Annotated in this window: 16 protein-coding genes; 14 read left to right on the forward strand and 2 right to left on the reverse strand. The window is 52.5% G+C overall.

Annotated features, from left to right (window positions below; all coding sequences use genetic code 11):
• The first annotated feature begins 142 nt into the window (after positions 1-142).
• The 14 genes from MGLY_RS06980 (at position 143) to ltrA (ending at position 16142) form a co-directional block, all read left to right on the forward strand.
• Positions 143-1189, forward strand: coding sequence for a Gfo/Idh/MocA family protein (locus tag MGLY_RS06980; protein WP_156272663.1), 1047 nt, complete (start codon positions 143-145; stop codon positions 1187-1189).
• 14 nt (positions 1190-1203) lie between these two features.
• On the forward strand, positions 1204-2379 hold the full coding sequence (locus tag MGLY_RS06985; RefSeq protein ID WP_156272664.1) for a hypothetical protein: 1176 nt from the start codon (positions 1204-1206) through the stop codon (positions 2377-2379).
• A 25-nt stretch (positions 2380-2404) separates the two neighbouring features.
• A complete protein-coding gene (locus MGLY_RS06990; RefSeq protein WP_211662102.1) occupies positions 2405-3202 on the forward strand; it encodes a glucosamine-6-phosphate deaminase in 798 nt (265 codons plus the stop codon).
• Between the two features lie 17 nt (positions 3203-3219).
• Positions 3220-4425, forward strand: coding sequence for an ABC transporter substrate-binding protein (locus MGLY_RS06995; protein ID WP_156272665.1), 1206 nt, complete (start codon positions 3220-3222; stop codon positions 4423-4425).
• 73 nt (positions 4426-4498) lie between these two features.
• Entirely contained in the window at positions 4499-5365 is an 867-nt protein-coding gene (locus tag MGLY_RS07000; protein WP_211662103.1) for a branched-chain amino acid ABC transporter permease, read from the forward strand.
• A gap of 10 nt (positions 5366-5375) precedes the next feature.
• Complete coding sequence (locus tag MGLY_RS07005; RefSeq protein ID WP_156272667.1) at positions 5376-6206, forward strand: branched-chain amino acid ABC transporter permease; 831 nt, start codon at positions 5376-5378, stop codon at positions 6204-6206.
• A gap of 52 nt (positions 6207-6258) precedes the next feature.
• The gene (locus MGLY_RS07010; protein ID WP_156272668.1) at positions 6259-7017 is read left to right on the forward strand and encodes an ABC transporter ATP-binding protein; all 759 of its coding nucleotides are present in this window, start codon (positions 6259-6261) and stop codon (positions 7015-7017) included.
• 3 nt (positions 7018-7020) lie between these two features.
• A complete protein-coding gene (locus MGLY_RS07015; protein ID WP_156272669.1) occupies positions 7021-7743 on the forward strand; it encodes an ABC transporter ATP-binding protein in 723 nt (240 codons plus the stop codon).
• Entirely contained in the window at positions 7734-9026 is a 1293-nt protein-coding gene (locus MGLY_RS07020) for a nickel-dependent lactate racemase family protein (RefSeq protein WP_156272670.1), read from the forward strand. Before MGLY_RS07015 ends, MGLY_RS07020 begins: the two co-directional genes overlap by 10 nt.
• A gap of 6 nt (positions 9027-9032) precedes the next feature.
• Positions 9033-10529: a gluconokinase gene (locus MGLY_RS07025; protein ID WP_156272671.1), complete on the forward strand. Its 1497-nt coding sequence runs from the start codon at positions 9033-9035 to the stop codon at positions 10527-10529.
• 14 nt (positions 10530-10543) lie between these two features.
• Positions 10544-11467: a phosphoglycerate dehydrogenase gene (locus MGLY_RS07030; RefSeq protein ID WP_156272672.1), complete on the forward strand. Its 924-nt coding sequence runs from the start codon at positions 10544-10546 to the stop codon at positions 11465-11467.
• Between the two features lie 47 nt (positions 11468-11514).
• A complete protein-coding gene (locus MGLY_RS07035; RefSeq protein WP_156272673.1) occupies positions 11515-12549 on the forward strand; it encodes a zinc-dependent alcohol dehydrogenase in 1035 nt (344 codons plus the stop codon).
• Between the two features lie 416 nt (positions 12550-12965).
• Positions 12966-14270 (forward strand): helix-turn-helix domain-containing protein, encoded by a 1305-nt coding sequence (locus tag MGLY_RS07040; protein WP_156272674.1) that lies wholly within the window; start codon positions 12966-12968, stop codon positions 14268-14270.
• A 612-nt stretch (positions 14271-14882) separates the two neighbouring features.
• On the forward strand, positions 14883-16142 hold the full coding sequence (gene ltrA / locus MGLY_RS07045) for a group II intron reverse transcriptase/maturase (protein WP_277997837.1): 1260 nt from the start codon (positions 14883-14885) through the stop codon (positions 16140-16142).
• Positions 16143-16226: 84 nt separating this feature from the next.
• On the opposite strand, the gene nifJ is transcribed toward ltrA, so the two are convergent.
• Entirely contained in the window at positions 16227-19745 is a 3519-nt protein-coding gene (gene nifJ, locus MGLY_RS07050) for a pyruvate:ferredoxin (flavodoxin) oxidoreductase (protein WP_156272675.1), read from the reverse strand.
• Between the two features lie 260 nt (positions 19746-20005).
• A complete protein-coding gene (locus MGLY_RS07055) occupies positions 20006-21256 on the reverse strand; it encodes a DUF4830 domain-containing protein (RefSeq protein ID WP_156272676.1) in 1251 nt (416 codons plus the stop codon).
• Positions 21257-21335: the final 79 nt, after the last annotated feature.

Consider the following 21335-nt stretch of genomic DNA (forward strand, 5'->3'; position numbering starts at 1 on the left):
CCTCGGGTAACAGAAAAAGATAGACAACGTACACCTTACAATAACTCGTAAAGCCTGTGGGGGAGTTTTATACCGCAGCACTCACCCTTGAGCAGGCAAATGACCCTGTCAAACAGGGAGGATATAAAGGGGGGGTACTACCTTGGAAAAAGTTAAGGTCGGGTTGCTGGGAGCTGCCTTCAGCGCGGAACTGCATATTGATGGTTACTTGCGCTGCCAGGAGCTCAGCCGGGTGGTCGCTGTTTGCGATCGCAATCTAGAACTGGCCCGGGATTTTGCCCGGCGCTACAATATTCCGTACGTCTTTGGTGATGCTGATGAGTTGTTTGCTTTAGGCGAAATTGATGTAATCGATATCTGTTTACCCAATTTTTTACATTGTGAAATGGCTGAAAAGGCGTTTTCTGCCGGCAAGCATGTTATTTCCGAAAAACCTCTGGCGACATCAGTGGAAGAAGCCGAGCGTATGGTGGCGGCAGCACAAAAGGCACATAAACAGCTTTATTATGCCGAAGACTGGTTGTTTGCCCCGGCGTTGCTCAGGGCCCAGGAGCTTATCAACCAGGGAGCGATAGGGAAGCCGTTGTTTATTAAAGCAAAAGAAAGCCATAGCGGTTCCCATTCTCCCTTTGCCAAAAAGCTGCGCTTCTGCGGCGGCGGCGCCATGATCCACCTGGGTGTCCATCCCGTCGGGTTTCTCGTGGCCCTGAAGGGAACACCGACAGCAGTGGTGGCCATGACAACCGGAGGCGGGGCGGGCAATTTTGTCCACCAGGATATGGAGGGCGAAGACTGGGCGGCGGCCCTGTTACGCTTTGCCGACGGAACTACGGCCATCGCCGAAGCAAATTATATTACCCTGGGTGGAATGAATGATATAATTGAATTTTACGGTACCGAAGGCCGGTTGCATATTGATTTGACCATGTCCTCGCCCATTACTGCCTATTCACGGGTTGGATTTGACTACGCGGTGGAGAAAGCCGAAACTACCATAGGATGGACGAAACCGGCAGTGGATGAGAGGCTGATGCTGGGCTACATCGGTGAAATCAGGCACTTTATGAGCTGCCTGCAGCAGGATAAACCGGCAATGAAAGGGCTGAGGGGAGAGGATGGTTTGGAAGTTTTAAAAGTAATCGAGGCTATTTACCGTTCGGCTCGCGAGGGCCGGCAGATAACTTTATAAAAGGAGCGTATTATATGGAGTTAGAATTTGCCGGAGTCAAGTTCAAGAACCCATTTGTAGTTGCTTCCAGTCCCCTGACCAGTAAGATAGAGTTGCTCAAGATGGCCGAAGACCATGGTGCTGCTGCTGTAAGCACCAAGCTTACCTTTATCAAGCAGCCCTTCTACGGGAAATTACGCATGTATAATTCACCTAAAGAAGCTAGTATTATCTGTTATGATCGCCGCCTTGACCTGGAGGAAGGTCTGGAACTGGTCCGACAGGCCAAGGAGCAAACGGAATTAAAAATTTTTGTCAACATCACCAGCGATAGCGGTGACCTGGAAAGCTGGCAGAGGCTGGCCAGGGAACATGAAGAAGCAGGTGCCGACCTGATTGAAGCCAACCTCATTTGTCCCAACGTCGGTCTGGCCACCAAGAGCATTAAAGGGGCTGACGCAGTAAGCAGTACGGAACATGGGGGAGCGGTTACGGGGCAGGATCCGGTTCTGGTAAAGCAGGTTGTTAGTGCCCTTAAGGCGGTTGTTAAAATCCCGGTGGTGGCTAAATTAACCCCCAATGTAACGGACATTGCCGTTATTGCGCGGGCCTGCCAGGAAGCCGGGGCCGATGGTGTTTGTTTGGCAGGAGGGCAATCATCTTTACCTCCGGTGGATATTTACCATGAAGGACGCCCCTGTTATGAACTCTTAAATGGTGCTTCCCACGGCAGCCTTGGCGGCCCGGCTACGAAACTGATCAGCTTTTCCCAGGTGGCCCAGGTGGCCATGAAAACGGATTTGCCAATTATTGGCGGTGGCGGTCTGGGCAATGTGGAAGATGCCATCATGATGATGATGTGGGGGGCCACCCTGGTTACCTATTGCACGTCTATCATGTGGTATGGCTGGGAGGTGGTGCGCCGGACAGTGGCAGGTATAGAAAAATATATGCAAGACATGGGTTATTCTGATTACCGGCAGATAATCGGCAAATCCCTGCAGTACCTGCGCCCCTCTTCAGAACTGGAAGCTGTTCCGGGTTATCCCCGCATAGCCCCGGATAAATGCAATGGCTGTGGTCGCTGCGCCCTGCCGGGTCATTGTCAGGCTATTACCATAATCGATCATAAAGCAGTGGTCCAGGCAGAGAAATGCCTTGGCTGTGGTATTTGTAAGCAGTTATGTACGCGGAAAGCGATATCTTTTTAAGAGTAATAATGAAGGAGAGAGAGCGGTGGAAGAAAAATTAGAGCCAGTTAAAGAATGGTTGGTAGACAGGCTAAAAGTCAGGGTCTACAGTAATCGGCTGGAAATGGGGGCCGCGGCAGCCCGGGAAGTGGCTGATAAAATTAAATTGATCCTTTCTGAAAAGGAAACCGTTAATATGGTATTTGCCGCAGCTCCTTCCCAGGCAGAATTTCTTGAGGCCTTATCTTCAATTCCGGGGATAGACTGGTCACGAGTGGTGGCTATGCACATGGATGAATATATTGGCCTGCCGCCCGGAGCCCCCCAGCGTTTCGGTTTATGGCTAAAAAAATATTTATTTGACAGGGTCAGGCCTGGCCGGGTTTATTACCTGGATGCAGGAGAGGGGGTGGAAGAAAAGTGTAAGCGCTACAGCGAACTTTTGCAGCAGTACCCGGTGGATATAACCTGCCTGGGCATTGGCGAGAACGGCCATATTGCCTTTAACGATCCCCCGGTGGCTGATTTTAATGATCCTCTAGCCGTCAAAGTGGTAGAACTTGATGAGCGTTGCCGCCAGCAGCAGGTAAATGACGGTTGTTTTGCTACAATCGACGAGGTGCCGGCCAGAGCCATTACCTTGACCATACCGGCCTTGCTGGCCTCCAGGTGGATTGTCGGGATTGTCCCCGGGGAAAGGAAGAGGGAGGCTGTTTATCATGCCCTCAATGGGCCTATTGCTCCAAGCTGCCCGGCCTCAATTTTGAGGCAACATGGAGGCGCCACTTTGTATCTTGATGCACAGGCTGCCAGCTTAGTTTTCAGCCTTCAACAAAATTTATAAGAAAGGAAGGGTCAGAATTGAGAAAGATTGTTAGCCTTATGCTTTTGTTGGTGTTGGCCCTGGGCCTGGCGGGCTGCGGTGGAAATCAGAATGCCAATCAGGGTAAAAGCAATAACACCCCGGCCCAGACCGGCGGCGTGGCTGGAGACTATATTTTAATTGGCTCCCTCCAGGACATTAGTTCATCTACAGCTGCGTGGGGTAAAGGTGTGGTCAACGGCGCGCAAATGGCCATCGACAAAATTAACAGTGAGGGCGGGGTGTTGGGCAAAAAGCTTAAACTAGTCAATTATGATACCAAAAATGATGTTAATGAGGCCATTAATGCTTACAACCGCTTGGTAAACCAGGATAAGGTTGTAACGGTTATGGGGCCGCCGACCAGCAATATTGGCATTGCCCTGGCTCCCATTACAGAGCAGAAAAAAGTACCTATTTTTGGAGATTTCATGGATGAACGAGCTACCACCAAAAACGACGGCACTCCTTGGAAATATATGTTCCTGGGTGAGCCAAGCTGTTCCCAGCAGGCGGAAATCAGCGCCAGCTATACCGTCGATAAGTTACAGTTAAAAAAGATAGCTATACTTTATAACCAGGCCAATGCCTATGCTGTTTCCCATGTGATTCCCTTTACCAGATATGTGGAGGGGCATGGCGGGCAAATAGTGGCCAAAGAAATCTTCCAGAACACGGATAAAGATTTAAAGGCCCAGCTGACCAAGATTAAAAATGCCAATCCCGACGCTATCTATGTACCCAACTATTTGCAAGAGAATGCCCTGGTTCTCAATCAAGCTAAACAACTGGGTATAAATATACCCATTATAGGTAACAACTCCTATTTTTATCCTCTGATTGACCTGATCGACAAAAGCATTACTGACGTTTATTTCCTCAATAATGTTACCTTTGATGACCAGGAGGTCAAAAAATTTCTGGGGGAATATAAAAGCAAGTTCAATGAAGACGCGCCTCTTCATGCCTTTTTTGGCTACGATAACATTCTGGTAATCGCGGAAGCTATCAAGAAAGCAGGTAAAGTAGATCCCGAGGCTGTACGCAGTGCCCTGGAAAATATTAAAGATGTCAAGGGGTATACCGGTAATATCTCTATCGATCCCGCTACCCATAGGCCTTTAGGGCTGTCCATGTGGATCATGAAAATCGATAAAGGCAAATACGTTAGCCTGGAGAAATACCTGCCTCCAGCCCAGAAATAAAATGACAGCCTGCAGAGGGGTGACCGGGTTATTCCGGTTTCCCCTCTGCAGGAAAATGAAGGAAGGGACGTCCATGCAACAGGTGATCAATGGAATCTCCGTGGGGGCCGTTTATGCCCTGATCGCTGTAGGCTTTGCCCTGGTCTACAATATCCTCAAGTTCAGCAATTTTTCCCACGGCGGTGTGATGACGGTAAGCGCCTATTTCGGTTATTTTCTGGCCAGCACCTTTCATCTCTCCCTTTTAGTAACGCTGGCGCTGACGGCTCTCTTTGGCGGCCTGTGTGCGGTCATTATCGAACTGGTGGCTTTCCGTCGCATTAGGAATAGTAATGGCCCCCTGATCTATTATTTTGTCAGTTCCATTACAGTGGGCATGTTGCTGGAAAATATCATTACTATTTTTAAGGGGTCAACCTTTTATGCCTATCCTGGCCTGGCCAGTAATACGGTAGTTAGAATGGGTAGTATTACTATTCCGGTAATGAACATGCTCATGCTGGTAATTTCCGGTATGATGCTCCTGGTATTGATGTGGGTGATTATGAAAACCTCCTTTGGCATTGCCGTACGGGCGGCTTCCTTTGATGTCAACACCAGCAAGCTGATGGGGATGAATACTTCCCAGATTATCTCCCTGGTTTTCTTTGTTTCCGGGTTCCTGGGCGGTATCAGCGGCGTTTTTTTAGGAATCAGCTACACCCTGTACCCCCAAATAGGCCAGATGGTGGTGAAGGGCTGGATAGCTTCGGTACTGGGCGGTCTGGGTAGCCTGGAAGGAGCTGTGCTGGGGGCCTTCATCCTGGGGATGGTAGAAGTTTATCTGGTTTCTACCGTAGGTGCCGGCCTTTCTTCCGTATTTATTTTTATCCTGACCCTGGTATTTCTCATGTTCCGGCCCCAGGGAATAGCCGGTAATGTAGTGAGAGATAAGGCTTAGGAGGGAGAGCATGACCCTGTTTACTTCCATGCTGAGCTTCGCCTTAATAACCCTCCTCGGCGTTTTAGGGACATTTCTGCTGACCGGGCTGACGGGATTATTCTCTTTCGGCCAGGCCTCCTTTATGGCCCTTGGCGCCTATATTTCGGGACTGGCAGTAATCAAGTTTAATGTCCCCTTTCCCCTGGCCATAATTATCGGTGTTGCCAGCGGCACCCTCTGTGCGCTGATTATCGGCATTCCTACCCTCAGGCTGAATCGGGATTTTTTCTCCCTGATTACCTTCGGTTTTGGCGAAGCTGTAGCAGGCCTGTTGAATTACTTTGTTAACGTCACCGGCGGCGCCATGGGCCTTTCGGGTATCCCGCCCAAAACAAACCTGTTAATGGTTGCTCTTTCTACTGGGGCTGTTATCTGGATGGTTAACAACTTCCGCAGGCTGAAATTTGGCCGCCAGTGCCTGGCCTTGAAAAACGACGAGCTGGCGGCGGCCGCTGTCGGTATTGATGTCTACCGCATCAAACTGCAGGTTTTTATTATCAGCGCCATAATTACCTCCTATGCCGGTGCTCTGTATGGTTTTCTTACCTCTTATGTGGAACCGGCGATGTTCGGCTGGACCAAATCGGCCGAGTGGGTGATCATGGTTTTTTTCGGCGGCGTCAACAGTTTGACCGGCGCGGTTGTAGCCGGTTTCTTGCTCAATATTTTGCCCGAAGTCCTGAGGTTTGCTTCCGAATGGAGAATCGCGGCTTATTGCCTTATTATTGTTGTTCTCCTGAACTTCAGGCCAACCGGGCTCTTTGACGAATATGAGCTCAGTTTCCGGCGCAAGCACTAACCGGCAGCCACAGCCCCCAAACCGGAAGTTAACTAATAGGAGGGACTGGTAATTGCTGCAAATATGTAACCTCAATAAAAACTTTGGGGGAGTAAAAGCCGTTCAAAATTTTAATATGGAAGTAGAGAAGGGGTCAATAACAGGTATCATTGGCCCCAACGGCGCCGGTAAAACTACTATTTTAAACCTGATATCGGGTATTTATAAAGCTGATGCCGGACAGATCTTTTTTAACAACAGGGATATTAGCAATATGAGACAGCACCAAATTGTCCGGCTGGGCATTTCCAGGACATTCCAAAATATCAGGCTGTTTAAAGGGCTTAATTGCCTGGATAACGTCAAAGCAGCCCGGGATTATTGTACCCCTTACAATCTCCTGGAGGCTTTATTGCAGCTACCTCGGGTGGCCAGAGCTGAAAGGGAACTGGAAAGGGTGGCCCGGGAATGTCTCGAACTGGTAAACCTGAGCCATTACGCTCCTGAGAAACCGGAAAACCTCCCTTACGGTTTGCAGCGTCGCCTGGAGATAGCCAGGGCCCTGGTTAATAAGCCGCGCCTGTTACTCCTGGATGAACCGGCAGCAGGCCTAAATCCGGAAGAAGTAAGTGACCTTATCCAGTTAATCAAAAAGATTTACCACGATTTACAGCTAACGATCATTATCATTGAGCATAAAATGGAAGTCATTATGAACCTGTGTCAAAAGATCTACGTACAAAATTTCGGGCAGACCATTGCTGTAGGAACGCCCGGGGAAATACAGACCAATAAAGAAGTATTGCAAGCCTACCTGGGAGAGGAGGCTTGACGGATGTTAGAAGTAAGGGATCTTTACGTTAGCTATGGTAAAGTAGCGGCCCTTAACGGGGTGACTCTTTCCGTGCCAGAAGGCTCGATTGTCAGCCTGATTGGCTCCAACGGGGCCGGCAAATCCACTTTCCTTAATGCCCTTAGCGGGCTGGTGCGTATTAAGTCAGGGGACATTAAGTTTAAGGGTGCTCCTTTATCGCGCCTGCCGCACGTTATTGTAGGCCAGGGACTGGTCCAGGTTCCTGAAGGACGAAAGATATTTTCTGGCTTAACTGTACGCGAAAATTTGCTGGCCGGGGCCTATCTCAACCGAAACCGTCGAGAAGTCCAGCAGGCCCTGGAAGAAGTTTTTGCGTTGTTCCCCATTCTCAAGGAGCGGCAGAAGCAGTACGGCGGTACTTTAAGCGGCGGCGAACAGCAGATGCTGGCCATTGCCAGGGGGTTGATGGCGCGCCCTAAACTGCTGGCCCTGGACGAGCCTTCCCTGGGACTGGCGCCTTTAATCGTGCGCGGCATCTTCGAGTTGATTAAGAAGATCCGGTCGCGGGGCGTTACCATCTTACTTGTGGAACAGAACGCTAACAAGGCCCTGGAGATTGCCGATTATGCCTATGTCCTGGAAAATGGGCGAGTAATCTGCCAGGGTAGCGGTCAGGAATTACTGCATGATGAGGCTGTCAAGCGAGCCTACCTGGGCATAAGGGGGCAGGAAGGATGCAGGTGACTTTTCCCTACCCCGGCTTTGAACCGTTAGAGGTACCGGCGGGGAATTTTCTTGGGGTTTTCGCCCCCCGGGAAACGGCTCCTGTGGATGAAGATGAGGTTATAGGCAATGGTTTTCAGCACTTCATTGATACGGGACCTCTGGTAGATATCTGCCGGCGGGCTAAAAAAGGAGCAACAGGTGGCCGGGTAAAGGTAACAGTAGTAATTGATGATAATACCCGGCCTACACCGGTCAAAAAGATCCTGCCCTATTTGTTCCGGCACCTGGCCAAAGCAGGTATTGGCTTAGAAGATATAACTTTGCTGGTAGGCCTGGGGACCCACCGCCGGCTGAGCCCGGCAGAGCTAATAGCTAAAGTTGGCCCGGATATTTATGGCCGGGTAAAAGTCGTCCAGCATGACTATCGTGATGAAGGGAACCTGGTCCACCTTGGCTGTACCGCCAAGGGCACGCCAGTGATCGTCAACCGCCTGGCTGTGGAAAGCGATCTGTTGCTGGCGTTGGGGAGTATCGTACCGCACCGGGTGGCCGGCTTTAGCGGCGGCGGCAAGATGATCCAGCCGGGTATCAGTTCCGCAGCTACCACCGGGCAGACTCACTGGCTGAGCGCCCGGGTCAAGGGAGAAAAAATCCTGGGCCAGGTGGAGAATGAGGTGCGCCAGGAAATCGACGCCGTGGCGCGCCTGGCGGGACTGGATCTGATTATTAACAGCGTCCTGTCGCCCGATGGCCGGGTGGCCGGCCTGGTAATAGGGGATTTAGTAGCCGCCCACCGCCAGGGGGCCATGCTTTCGCGCCGGATTTACGGCGTCAACATCCCGGAACAGGCTGATATCGTCATCACCGACTCTTATCCAGCCGATATTGAGATGTGGCAGGCGGCCAAGGGCATCTATTCCGGCAATCTGGCCTTAAAACCAGGAGGCATTATTATCCTCGTCACTCCCTGCCCCGAGGGAGTTGCCGTCCAGCACCCGCAGATTGAGCAGTTCGGTTATGGTAGCCTGGCGGAAGTAGAAGCACTGGTGGCCAGGGGAGAGATTGAGGATTTAACCGTGGCCGCTCACCTGGTCCACGTGGGCGAGGTTATAAAAGAAAAAGGGACAGGCATCCTGGTAAGCCAGGGTATTAATAAGGAGACAGCCGCCAGGATCGGCTTTATTCCGGCCGCTTCACCCCGGGTTGCCCTGGATATGGCCCTGGCCATGAAGGGTAAAGACGCTTCCATAATTGTCCTGCGCCATGGCGGGGATATCCTGCCCCTGGTAGGGGAGGAGTGAAGGCCGGTGGGGGAAAGTTTCTACTGCGGTCTGGATATCGGTACTTCGTCAACTAAAGCCATCCTTTTTGACCGGGACCTGCAGGTAGTTTACAGGATATCCCACGGCTATAGACTGCTTATTGAGGGTACCAGCAGGGCTGAACTTGACCCCGGGGAAGTGCTGGCAGCAGTAATGCAGTGCCTGAAGGAAGCCCTGGCCGCAGCCCGGTCCCGCGGTGGGGAAATAGCTTTTGTGGCCATCAGTTCAGCATTACACTCCCTTATTGCTGTAGATAGGGATTTTACCCCTCTTACCGGTTGCCTTACCTGGGCTGATACCAGGGCCCTGGAGTGTAGCGAGGAATTAAAGGAGCTATATGCCTCCCGGCATTTCTATTTCCAGACCGGGTGCCCGGCGCATGTGATTTATGCTCCGGCCAGGCTGCGATGGTGGCAGAGCTATGAACCGGATATTATAGAGCGAGCCGCCGGCTTCATCACAATCAAAGAGTATGTTCTTTACAGGTTGACGGGGCAATGGGTGGTTGACTATTCCCTGGCTAGCGGCAGCGGCCTGTTAAATCTATATACCCGGGCCTGGGAAAAAGGATTATTAGCTTTGCTGGGCCTGGAAGACAACAAACTGGGACGATTAGTGGACGGTACCACTACCCTCACCTTGACCAGAGAAGCGGCCGTTGTCCTGGGAGCGGATGTACCCCTCGTTGTAGGTAGCGGTGATGGCCCCCTGGCCAATCTTGGTGCCGGCGGTTTAATTAACAATAGCTGCGTGGCCACCATCGGTACCAGCGGGGCTATCCGGGTCTTCTCCCCGGAACCGCGTTTTGATGCCCGGCAGCGGACCTGGTGCTACATGCTGGACCGGGATACCTACCTGGTGGGAGGGGCAATTAATAATGGCGGCCTGGCGTTAAACTGGTTCAGGGATAATTTTGGCAGCACGGGTGAAGATTATGAGGCCATTAATGCCCTGGCGCGTGATGTACCCCCCGGCAGCCGGGGGCTTATCTTTCTACCCTTTTTAACTGGCGAAAGGTCCCCTAACTGGAATCCTTATGCCCGGGGCTTAATGGTTGGCCTGGATCTTGCCCATGGCCGGAAGGAGATGGCCCGGGCGGTACTGGAGGGGGTTATCTTCCGTATGTACTCCATCTTTCGCGCCCTGGAAGAATTAATGGGCACCTTCCCGGAGGTGCTGGTCAACGGTGGTTTTACTAATTCGGATCTCTGGTTGCAGATTATGGCCGACGTCTTTAACAGGCGCATAATTGCTTACCAGACCTACGACAGCTCGGCCCTAGGGGCTGTCATAATGGGTCTTAAAGCCTTGGGCCTTATTAAAGATTACCGCTCTCTGGATTACCAGCCCACCGTCAAGGATATTAAGAAGCCGGTAGCAACTAATGTCCGGCAGTATCAAAGGGTCTACCAGCTATATGAGGAAATCTATGCGGCCAATGCGCTCCTGTTTAAAAAATTGGCCGGGCTGCGGTGTCACTGATTGGAGGCAAGGCAATGGGTAGTAAAATCTTAATTACACCCCGGTCTTATCTGGAAATTCGTGCTGAAATGAAGGAACTCCTGGAGGGTTACCAGGTAGTTTTCAATGAACGCGGCCGACCCTTAAGCGAAAGAGAGATGGTGGAACTGGTCCCGGACGTAAATGGCATTCTGGTTGGAGTCGATCCGGTGACGGCAGCTGTGATGGAGGCGGCGCCAAAGTTAAAAGCTATATCCAAATATGGCGCCGGCATGGATAATATCGATCTGGCAGCAGCGGCCCGGCGGGGCATCAAAGTCCAAAATACTCCTGGTACCAACAGGGTGGCGGTGGCGGAGTTAACCATTGGCCTGATGTTTGATCTTTCTCGCCATATCTCCCATGCGGTAGCAGCCGTAAAAAGAGGCCGCTGGGAGAGAGTTATGGGGGTGGAACTGGCAGGTAAAACCCTGGGCCTGATTGGCTGCGGTAATATTGGCCGGGAGGTTGCCAGAAGGGCCCGGGGCCTGGAAATGAACGTCCTTGTATATGATCCTTACTTCAGCGATGACGGCTTTGCCAGCCGTTATCAGTTACAGGTGACTGACCTGGTTACCCTCCTTAGCCAGGCTGATTATGTATCCCTCCATCTCCCCTTAAGTGCTACTACGGCGGGAATTATTGGCAGGAATGAACTGGCGATGATGAAGAATACGGCCTGTCTCATTAATACTTCCCGCGGTGCTCTGGTTAAAGAAGACGACTTGCTCTGGGCCTTGAGGACAGGAGTCATTGCCGGGGCAGCCATGGATGTCTTCTGGCGGGAACCAGCCGGGGAACATGAATTGTTGCAACTGGATAATTTTATTCTAACTCCCCATATGGGTGCGCACACCAGGGAGGCCGTAATAAAGACAGCCAGGGCGGCCACGGAGAACCTGCTGGCCATGCTGGCTTGAGGGCCCAATACCATTTAAGTAAATTATTGTGATAGGAGGCTATACCAATGCAAGCTCTAGTTAAGTATGCCCGTGGTCCCCATAATATTGCCCTGCGCGAGGTACCGGAGCCGGAGTGCGGGCCGGGCCAGGTTAAGATTGCCATTAAGGCCGCCGGCATTTGCGGCACTGATATTCATGTTTACCATGATACTTTTGCCACCACTCCCCCTGTCATCCTTGGCCATGAGTTCTGCGGCCAGGTAGTTGAAGTGGGCCAGGAGGTAACCAGGTTTAAGGTGGGTGATAGGGTAACGGCGGAAAATGTATGCCGTTTTTGCGGCCGCTGCTTCCTGTGCCATACGGGCCATTACCCTTTATGTCCAGAGCGCAAGGCCCAGGGTCTGGACCTGGATGGCGCTTTTACCAGCTATCTCGTAGCCGATGAGGAATTTGTTTTTAAGATTCCTGACAATATTTCCTTTGAAGAAGGCGCCTTGAGTGAGCCCCTGGCCTGCTGCGCCCATGCCGTCCTGGACCAGACTAAATGCCGGGCCGGAGACGTAGTCCTGGTATCAGGGCCGGGAGCCATCGGCTTGCTTACCATGCAACTGGCCAAAGCCGAAGGGGCTACGATCATTATGGCCGGTACTGATCTTGATGCTGAAAGGCTGGCAATAGCCAGGGCCCTTGGGGCTGATGGGGTTGTTAATATCCAGCAGCAGGATATTAAACAGGTAGTACAGGAACTTACTGATGGCCGGGGGGTTGATGTAGTTTTAGAGTGTTCCGGGGCTGCACCTGCTGTTAATATGGGGCTGGAGCTGGTCAGGAAACGGGGCAAATATACCCAGGTAGGCCTTTTTGGCAAGCCGGTAACCATTGATTTGGAAAAAGTTTGCTATAAAGAAATAAAGCTAACAGGGTCCCTTTCCCATTCCCGTGATGCCTGGATCAGGGGGCTGAAGTTAGTAGAACAGGGCAAGATCCAACTTAAGCCTTTGATTACCCATATCCTGAGCATATCGGAATGGGAGGAGGGCTTCCGGTTATTTAGCGAGAAGAAAGGCCTCAAAATCATATTGAAGCCTGTTCAATGCTAGAAAATACTGCACTTCCTGGTCAGCAGCTGTAAACAAAAAAGCCGGGGCAAAGTGTTCTTCAGCCTTTTCTGGAAGCAGGTCAATAAATACGGCGCTACGGCGGCCATCGTGGGGGGTATTTTAGCCAACATCCTTATCTACTACCTCAAGCCGAACTATCTGGGTAGAAATACCCCTGTCTGGTCCTGGGATGATAGCCATTATTTTAATTGTGGCAGTCAGCCTGGCCACCGAACCTCCGCCGGAACCGATAGTAAAGCGTTTCTTTGCTGCCGAAGAGGAGCAGAGTAAAAAATAAACTAAGGCGTAAAGATACCACCTTCCAGGGTGGTGTCTTTATGTTTACAAGACAAAAAAGGAGGGTTATGATATACTTGTTTTAGTATTGCTTAATTCAAGGGGGATCTTCCAATTATATGCCCTTTAAACTGGCGATCATCGGCCCTGATGATTTGGTGAACCAGAGCTATCAACTTTCCCGGGATACGGCAGGTATTACCCCGGTAACATTGCCTTACAAGCATGAAGGGGAAACTTTATCCCTGGTAGAAAAACATGACTCCCAGGTGGATGGCTTCTTATTTACCGGCTTTTTACCCTATCATGAAACTAGAAAAGCAGGAATAACTTCCAAACCAATATTTTTTTACCCCATTAATGGGACCAGCCTTTATCGCGTGTTCTTTATAATGAAGTTCCACCAGGGGATAGATATTACCCGCATCAGTATTGATACGTTAAAAAGGGATGAGGTACGGGAAGTCTACCGGGAATTAGAATTGGATTATAGCAATTTATATGTTAATGAAAAGGACCTGACGGAGTTTTCCCAGGAGCAGTATTTCAATTTCCATAAATCTTTATTTCTGCAAGGGGTAACCGTTGGAGCGGTAACGGCAATTAATTCCGTTTATGAGAGACTAAAAAGTGAAGGCATTCCAGCCTTTAAAGTAATACCAACGTTGTATGCCATGAAAGAAACCCTCAAGTTCATCCAGGCAGCAGCCCAGGCCTATACGGCGGAAAGCAACCAGATAATCATTCAAATTATCGATATTGAGGATTATAATTTAAATGGACCGGAACTTGCCAGCCTGGAAAAGAGACAGCGTAAATTAAATTTATACCAGGAGCTGCTAAATTATGCCAGGAACTATCAGGCTTCAGTGTTACCAACTGAAGGCGATCAGTTTGTCATCTTAATTACCAAAGGCATCTTTCGCGAGTACACTAATTTTTATGAAGATATTCCCATAATCTATGAGATTGAAAAGAAGCTGGCCATGGGTATCAGCATGGGTATCGGCATGGGCCGGAGCGCCCTGGAGGCTGAGGAAAATGCCCGGGAAGCATTATTATTATCTAAACAGAAAAAGGGTCGTAATGCTTATATTATTAATCAGGACAAGCAAGTAATCGGGCCTATAGGGAACGGCGAAAAGCTAGATTTTAATTTAAAAAGCGACGATCAAAGGTTGGTTGGACTGGCGGAAAAAACAGGTCTCAGTATTGCCACCTTAACCCGCATCCAGAGCTTGATAAAAAAGCTTCAGAGGGATGCCGTTACAGCGACCGAGATTCAGGAAGGCCTGGGGATTACCCTCCGTACTGCCAACCGGGTACTGCAAAAATTATCTTCCTGTGATATAGCTATAAAAGTAGGCCTGGAACAGCCGGCCAGGGGAAGACCGCGGCAGGTGTACAGGATAAAATTAAACTAATTTAGAGCACGACAAAAGGGCCAGGGGTGTGTCGCTCCTGGCCCTTTTGACTGTGCGCCCGGCATGGGCGTTAACTTAGTGGTGAAAGTCCACTGCAGGCGAGGCAGCACCAGTCTGCTAGCCAAAGGCAAGGGTGTCCATCGCGAGGTGGGATCCGAAGGAAGCCGGAGGCAAAGCCACGGCCCGATGAACAAGAACCCCATACGAGGCTAGACCGTTCGGATAAGCTGGCGGAACACAGCGAAATCCCAGGCTGCCAAGGGACGGTAGAGTATATGGGGCGGGCGCGGGGCGAAGGTTAACGCTCTTACCCGGGGAGGCCTGCCGGATAAGCCAGGGAGAGCTGGTAAACCGTATCGGAAGGTACGGCTGAACCGGCAGGAGTCAGCAGAGGGCATAGTACCCTGGGGGTCATGAACTCCAGGGGAAGGCCCGAACATCAAGTCAGAGGTGAAACCGGTGCGTTCGCGAGAAGGACAGAGACAGCAGAAAACCCCGCAAGGGGCCTGCCCGCGGGAAGAAGTGGTGAAGCCACGGGGGAGCGCGGGAGGGCCGAGTTCTTCTCCGGCACAAAGCGGGACGTCACCTCGCGGAGGCCAAGGTAGCGGCCTGATGGAGCAGGTGGTGGCCAGGGAGAACATGCTGGCCGCGCTGAAACGGGTAGAGCGGAACGGAGGCGCGCCCGGTGTGGACGGCATCCCGACCGAACGGTTGCGGGACCAAATACGCGCCGAGTGGCCGCGCATCCGGGAAGAACTGCTCGCGGGAACCTACAGACCGAAGCCCGTGCGCCGGGTCGAAATCCCGAAACCCGGGGGAGGCAAACGGATGTTAGGGATACCCACCGTAATGGACCGCCTAATCCAGCAGGCCCTCCTGCAAGTATTGACGCCCATCTTCGAACCGCAGTTCTCAGAGGCCAGCTACGGGTTCCGTCCCGGAAGGAAAGCCCATGATGCGGTAAAGAAGGCGCGGCAATACGTAGAAGAAGGATACGAATGGGCCGTGGACCTGGACATCGAGAAATACTTCGACCGGGTAAACCACGACATCCTCATGGCCCGGGTGGCCCGGAAAGTGGCAGATAAGAGGGTACTTACCCTTATCCGCCGCTATCTCCAGGCAGGCGTCATGGTAAACGGAGTGGTCATGGAGACGGCAGAAGGAACGCCCCAGGGCGGACCCTTAAGCCCGTTATTGGCCAACATACTCCTGGACGACCTGGACAAAGAACTGGAAAAGAGGGGCCACAAGTTCGTCCGTTACGCCGATGACTGCAACATCTACGTCAAAAGCAAACGGGCAGGAGAAAGGGTCATGGCCAGTATCCGCAACTTCCTGCAGGAGCGGTTGAAGCTCAAGATCAACGAGCAGAAGAGCGCGGTAGACCGGCCGTGGAAGCTGAAATTTCTGGGGTTCAGCATGTACAAACACAAGGCAGGAGTAATCCTTATCCGCCTGGCGCCGCAGACCATCGACCGGGTGAAAACGAAAATCCGGGAGATAACCGCCCGGAATAAACCCTTAAAGATGGCCGAGCGCATAGAGCGCCTGAACGCCTACCTGGGCGGCTGGATAGGGTACTTCGCCCTGGCCGACACGCCCAGCATCTTTAAGAACTTAGAAAGCTGGACGCGGCGGAGGCTGCGCATGTGTCTCTGGAAGCAGTGGAAGCGAGTACGGACCAGGTACCGCGAACTACGCGCATTGGGATTGCCGGAATGGGTAGTGCATGAATTCGCCAATGCCCGCAAAGGGCTGTGGCGGATGGCCCATGGGCCAATGAATAGAGCCCTGGGCAATGCCTACTGGCAATCCCAGGGCCTGATGAGCTTAACCGAGCGCTATTCTTATCTTCGTCAAGCTTGGTGAACCGCCGGATGCGGACCCGCATGTCCGGTGGTGTGAGAGGACGGGGGCTAGCCGTCCCCTCCTACTCGATTCCGGTTCTGGGATTTACCCTTCCGCCAGCTTCTTGTAGTACTCCAGCCTGGCTTTAGCGTCGGCCTCGGCTTTGGCAAAGAGTTCTTCGGCCTTTTCCGGGAACTGCTGCTGCAGGGAGGTGTAACGGATCTCGCCCATCAGGAAGTCCCGGAAGCTGGCTTTAGGAGCCTTGTAATCGAGGATGAAGGGGTTCTTGCCTTCTTTGATCAGGTCCGGGTTGTAGCGGTACAGGGGCCAGTAACCGGCTTCCACCGCTTTTTTGGCTTCCAGCTGGCTGTGGCTCATGTCAATACCGTGGTTAATGCAGGGCGCATAGGCGATGACCAAGGATGTGCCCTCGTATTTTTCCGCTTCCACTAGAGCCTTGATCAGCTGGGTATGGCTGGCTCCCATGGCTACGGAAGCCACGTAGACATAGCCGTAGGACATGGCCATGAGACCCAGGTCCTTCTTCTTGGTGTATTTACCGCCGGCAGCAAAGCGGGCCACGGCCCCGGTCTGGGTGGCTTTGGAGGACTGGCCACCGGTGTTGGAGTAAACCTCGGTATCCAGGACCAGGATGTTGACATTGGCGCCGCTGGCCAGGACGTGGTCCAGTCCGCCGTAGCCGATGTCGTAGGCCCAGCCGTCACCGCCGATGATCCAGATGGATTTTTTCGTCAGGTAATCCTTGTGCCGGTCAATAGCCAGGAGCAGTTCTTTAACCTCGCCCCCGGACTGCTTGATCTCCTCCGGCAGGAGGGCCTTTATTCTATCGCCAAACTCCCGGGAGCGGTCGGCGTCTTCCCGGCCATCGAGCCAGGCTTCACAGGCGGCCTTGAAGGCGGCGCTGACAGGCGCGGCCAGGACCCTGGTAATGGCGTCGGTTAGCTCTTCCCGGCGTTTTTCCACGGCCAGGCTGATACCGTAGCCGAACTCGGCGTTGTCCTCAAAGAGGGAACTGGCCCAGGCCGGGCCATGCCCCTGGCGGTTGACGGTGTAGGGGCAGGTCGGCGCGCTGCCGCCCCAGATGGAGGAACAGCCGGTGGCATTGGCAATAATCATCCGGTCGCCAAAGAGCTGGGTGACGAGTTTAACATAAGGCGTCTCGCCGCAGCCGGCACAGGCACCGGAGAACTCCAGCAGGGGCTGGCGGAACTGGCTGCCCTTGACGGTGGCCGGGTTGAAGTCAACCTTCACTTCCGGCAGCTGCCCGGCGAATTTATAGTTTTCGTTTTCCACGGCTACCACTTCATCCAGGGGCACCATGGTCAGGGCCTTGACTTTGGCCGGGCAGACATCGGCGCAGTTGCCGCAGCCGGTGCAGTCCAGGGGTGACACCTGGATGCGGAACTTCAGGCCGGCCGCCTCTTTACCAATGGCATCCCTGGTGACAAAGGATGCCGGGGCCTGAACCAGGTCTTCAGGTTTGGCCAGGTAAGGCCGGATGGCGGCATGGGGACAGACCAGGGAGCACTGGTTGCACTGGATGCAGTTTTCGGGCTGCCACTGGGGAATATTAACGGCAATACCCCGTTTTTCGTACTTGGTGGTCCCGGTGGGGAAGACCCCGTCGGGGGTAAAGGTGCTGACCGGCAGCTGGTCGCCCTTTAAAGCCATAATGGGCCGCACGACTTTGCGGATGAATTCCGGCTCATCGCCGGGAGCCGTGGCTGCGGCCTCGTCCAGGGCTGCGGCCCAGGTATCCGGGTATTTAATCTCTTCCAGGCCTTCCAGGGCCCGGTCTACGGCGGCCAGGTTCATATTGACGATCTGATCGCCTTTCTTGCCGTAGGTCTTGATAATGGAGTCTTTAATATACTTGATGGCGTCATCTACCGGGATGACATTGGCAATCTTAAAGAAGGCGACCTGCATGATGACGTTGATGCGCCCGCCAAGGCCGACTTCCTGGGCGACTTTAACCGCATCGATATTAAAGAAGCGTAGTTTCTTACTGGCAATGGTCCGCTTCATGGCAGCCGGCAGCCGGCTTTCCATCTCCCCGGCGCTCCAGGGAGAGTTCAGGAGGAAGATCCCGCCCGGTTTAATACCTTCCAGCAGGTCATAACGGGTGACATAGGAAGGATTATGACAGGCGATGAGATCCGCCTGGTCGATTAAATAAGATGACTTAATGGGCTGGGTCCCGAAGCGCAGGTGGGAGATGGTGACACCACCCGATTTTTTGGCGTCATATTCAAAGTAACCCTGGGCATAAAGATCGGTGTGATCGCTAATAATCTTAATGGAGTTCTTGTTGGCCCCTACGGTACCGTCGGAACCCAGGCCAAAGAACTTGCAGCGGAAAGTCCCTTTGGGTGCCGTGTCGATATACTCTTTGATTTCCAGGGAAGTATGGGTGACATCATCGATAATGCCGACGGTGAAATGGTTCCTGGGCGTGTCCGCCGCCAGGTTGTCAAAGACGGCCTTGACCATGGACGGGGAGAATTCCTTGGAGCCGAGACCGTAGCGGCCGCCAACGACAAGGATATCCTTGCCGTTTTCCGCCAGGACCGCCCGGACATCCTCGTAGAGGGGCTCACCGGCGGCACCGGGCTCTTTGGTACGGTCCAGGACGGCAACCCGTTTCACAGAAGCCGGTAACACCTTAAGGAAGTATGCGGCCGAGAAGGGCCGGTAGAGGCGGACCTTGATGAGGCCGACCTTTTCGCCTTTATCCACCAGGTAATTGACGGTTTCTTCAATAACGTCGCAGGACGACCCCATGGAAACGATAACCCGCTCAGCATCCGGGGCGCCGGCATAATCAAAGAGGTGATAATAACGACCGGTGAGGGCGCCTACCTGTTCCATGACCTGGGCGACAATGCCCGGCGTGGCCAGGTAATAGGGATTGGCTGCCTCCCTTTGCTGGAAATAGATATCCGGGTTCTGGGCCGTACCCCGCTGGTGGGGATGCTCCGGATTTAAGGCCCGGGCGCGGAAGGCGCGAATGGCTTCCCAGTCTACCAGCCTGGCCATATCTTCATATTCGATGACATCGATCTTCTGGATCTCGTGGGAGGTCCGGAAGCCATCAAAGAAATGGACAAAGGGTACCCTCGCTTTCAGGGTGGCCAGGTGGGCTACCAGGGCCAGGTCCATGACTTCCTGTACCGAGGCGGAAGCCAGCATGGCAAAGCCTGTCTGCCGGGCGGCCATGACATCGGCATGATCGCCAAAAATGGACAGGGCATGGGTGGAGAGGGCCCGGGCAGCTACGTGGAAAACAGTGGGCAAAAGTTCACCGGCAATCTTATACATATTGGGGATCATCAGCAGTAAACCCTGGGAAGCAGTAAAGGTGGTCGTAAGAGCGCCACCGACCAGGGAACCGTGGACAGCCCCGGCGGCACCAGCCTCTGACTGCATCTCAATAACCTTCAGGGTTTTACCAAAAATGTTCTTGCGGCCGTAGGCGGCCCATTCATCAGCAATTTCGGCCATGGGCGAGGAGGGCGTGATGGGGTAAATGGTAGCCACCTCAGACATGGCATAAGCCACATGGGCAGCTGCAGTGTTACCATCAAATGGTTGCTTGGGCATAATGGGCATTCTCCTTCACCAAAAAATTTAAGCCATACCCCTGGTCCCTATATTGATTCCATATATTAATCTATCATTAGAAAAAAAAATGGTCAATACCAAGTATGCAATACACATAATACATATAAAATATAATAATAAGAATACAAAATAATTACCAAAACACTCCGGGAAGGGTAGTTCCCGGCTGGCTATACGATAGCCGGGAACATCCTGTCCGGATGCAAGCAAAAAACGGGTTTTCCTCAACCGGAAGCCTCTTAGGGGCCCGTACCTATATCATCAATGCGCCAGCCGGTGGTGGGAGTTTCCCGCCGCAGGGTAATAAAGCGAATCTGGCGGCCACTGTCGTAGCTGATGACACGCCGGACGTTGATGTCTACTTCCACCACGTATTTTTTAACATCCGCCTGCTCTAACGACGGATCGTGGTAGGGCTGGATACGGATCACCTTGGCCCGGGTGATGTTATTGATCTCGTCGGCATCATTGGTAGCGTAGGAATAATTATAGAGGCGGTTGTTGTCCATGTTGCGGAACAGGTAACTTACCAGGCGCCGGCGGGTTTCAGTGGCATGGGCCGTGCGGGGGTCCTTATGGTCAATGGCTTCATAATAGGTCTCAATAACCTTTTCCGGGGTCATCTGGCTGATTAACTTTTCCTGGGGGTTATCATGGTCAATATACTGGTCCACCCACTCGCCCCAGGTTTTGCCGGTGATTTCCTCCAGGCGCCGGCCTTTAAGGGAACAGGCAAAGGCATAGTGCCGGCCGGCGTCCAGCCAGGCCCCGACTATTTTCTGGCCGTCTTTAACAATAACGGCCCGGTTGGCCTCCTGGCGGGGGGCCATAAAAGCCGGCAGGGGCTCTTCGATTTTATAAAGGTTGACAGTTACGTTTTTACCCAGGTAAGGGCTGAGATCGAGGCCTACATCCTTACCCAGTTCATTATTATAGGCATAGTAAAGGGCAACGGGATATTCCCCGGATTCATGGATAAAACTTTCGGGGAGGCGGCCGTTATAGCTTTTAATTTTATAGAAAATAGTCCAACCGTACTGTTTTAGAAAGGCGGCATCGGCCGGGTCGATGTCACTGGAGGCATCAGGGTATTCGGCCAGGGTAGTCAATTTTACGGCAAATTCTGCCGGCACCTGGTGCCAGCCGTCTTCCAGTTCCAGGTAGCCGGGGCTATTATCCTGGTGCCAGTAAGGATATTGCTTGCTGGCGACAGTTTCACCGTTTTTGATGTATTTAAAGGCCAGATAGTCCCTGCTTCCTTGCCAGGATTTAGGTGGCGGGTCAATTTTGGGCAGGGGACCGAGGAGATTTAAAAAACGCTGGGCCAGTTGCTTGTCGGTAAGGTTGATAGCCTGGCGGGATTCTTCGCCTGCCTGCCGGGTTACATAAAACTCCAGGCCCGCAATCTGACCCTTAAATTCGTTAAAAGCAGCAACTGCTTCCTTCCGGGTCTGGCAACCGGCCAGATTCAGGATGATTAAAATAGCCATAAGAAGAATAGATAAACCCTTGTGCATATATATTCTCCCTTATTTCAGAATTTCGCTTCCTGAAATTATAGACGTATTT

This window comes from Moorella glycerini, from assembly GCF_009735625.1.
GTDB lineage: Bacteria > Bacillota > DSM-521 > Neomoorellales > Neomoorellaceae > Neomoorella > Neomoorella glycerini.

Excerpts from the sequence above, each read along its gene's own strand:
- MGLY_RS07030 (WP_156272672.1), top strand. The coding sequence starts at position 10,544 with ATGGGTAGTAAAATCTTAATTACACCCCGGTCTTATCTGGAAATTCGT.
- MGLY_RS07015 (WP_156272669.1), top strand. The coding sequence starts at position 7,021 with ATGTTAGAAGTAAGGGATCTTTACGTTAGCTATGGTAAAGTAGCGGCC.
- MGLY_RS07055 (WP_156272676.1), bottom strand. The coding sequence starts at position 21,256 with ATGGCTATTTTAATCATCCTGAATCTGGCCGGTTGCCAGACCCGGAAG.
- MGLY_RS06985 (WP_156272664.1), top strand. The coding sequence starts at position 1,204 with ATGGAGTTAGAATTTGCCGGAGTCAAGTTCAAGAACCCATTTGTAGTT.
- ltrA (WP_277997837.1), top strand. The coding sequence starts at position 14,883 with ATGGAGCAGGTGGTGGCCAGGGAGAACATGCTGGCCGCGCTGAAACGG.
- MGLY_RS07005 (WP_156272667.1), top strand. The coding sequence starts at position 5,376 with ATGACCCTGTTTACTTCCATGCTGAGCTTCGCCTTAATAACCCTCCTC.
- MGLY_RS07035 (WP_156272673.1), top strand. The coding sequence starts at position 11,515 with ATGCAAGCTCTAGTTAAGTATGCCCGTGGTCCCCATAATATTGCCCTG.
- MGLY_RS07020 (WP_156272670.1), top strand. The coding sequence starts at position 7,734 with ATGCAGGTGACTTTTCCCTACCCCGGCTTTGAACCGTTAGAGGTACCG.
- nifJ (WP_156272675.1), bottom strand. The coding sequence starts at position 19,745 with ATGCCCAAGCAACCATTTGATGGTAACACTGCAGCTGCCCATGTGGCT.
- MGLY_RS07040 (WP_156272674.1), top strand. The coding sequence starts at position 12,966 with ATGCCCTTTAAACTGGCGATCATCGGCCCTGATGATTTGGTGAACCAG.
- MGLY_RS07000 (WP_211662103.1), top strand. The coding sequence starts at position 4,499 with ATGCAACAGGTGATCAATGGAATCTCCGTGGGGGCCGTTTATGCCCTG.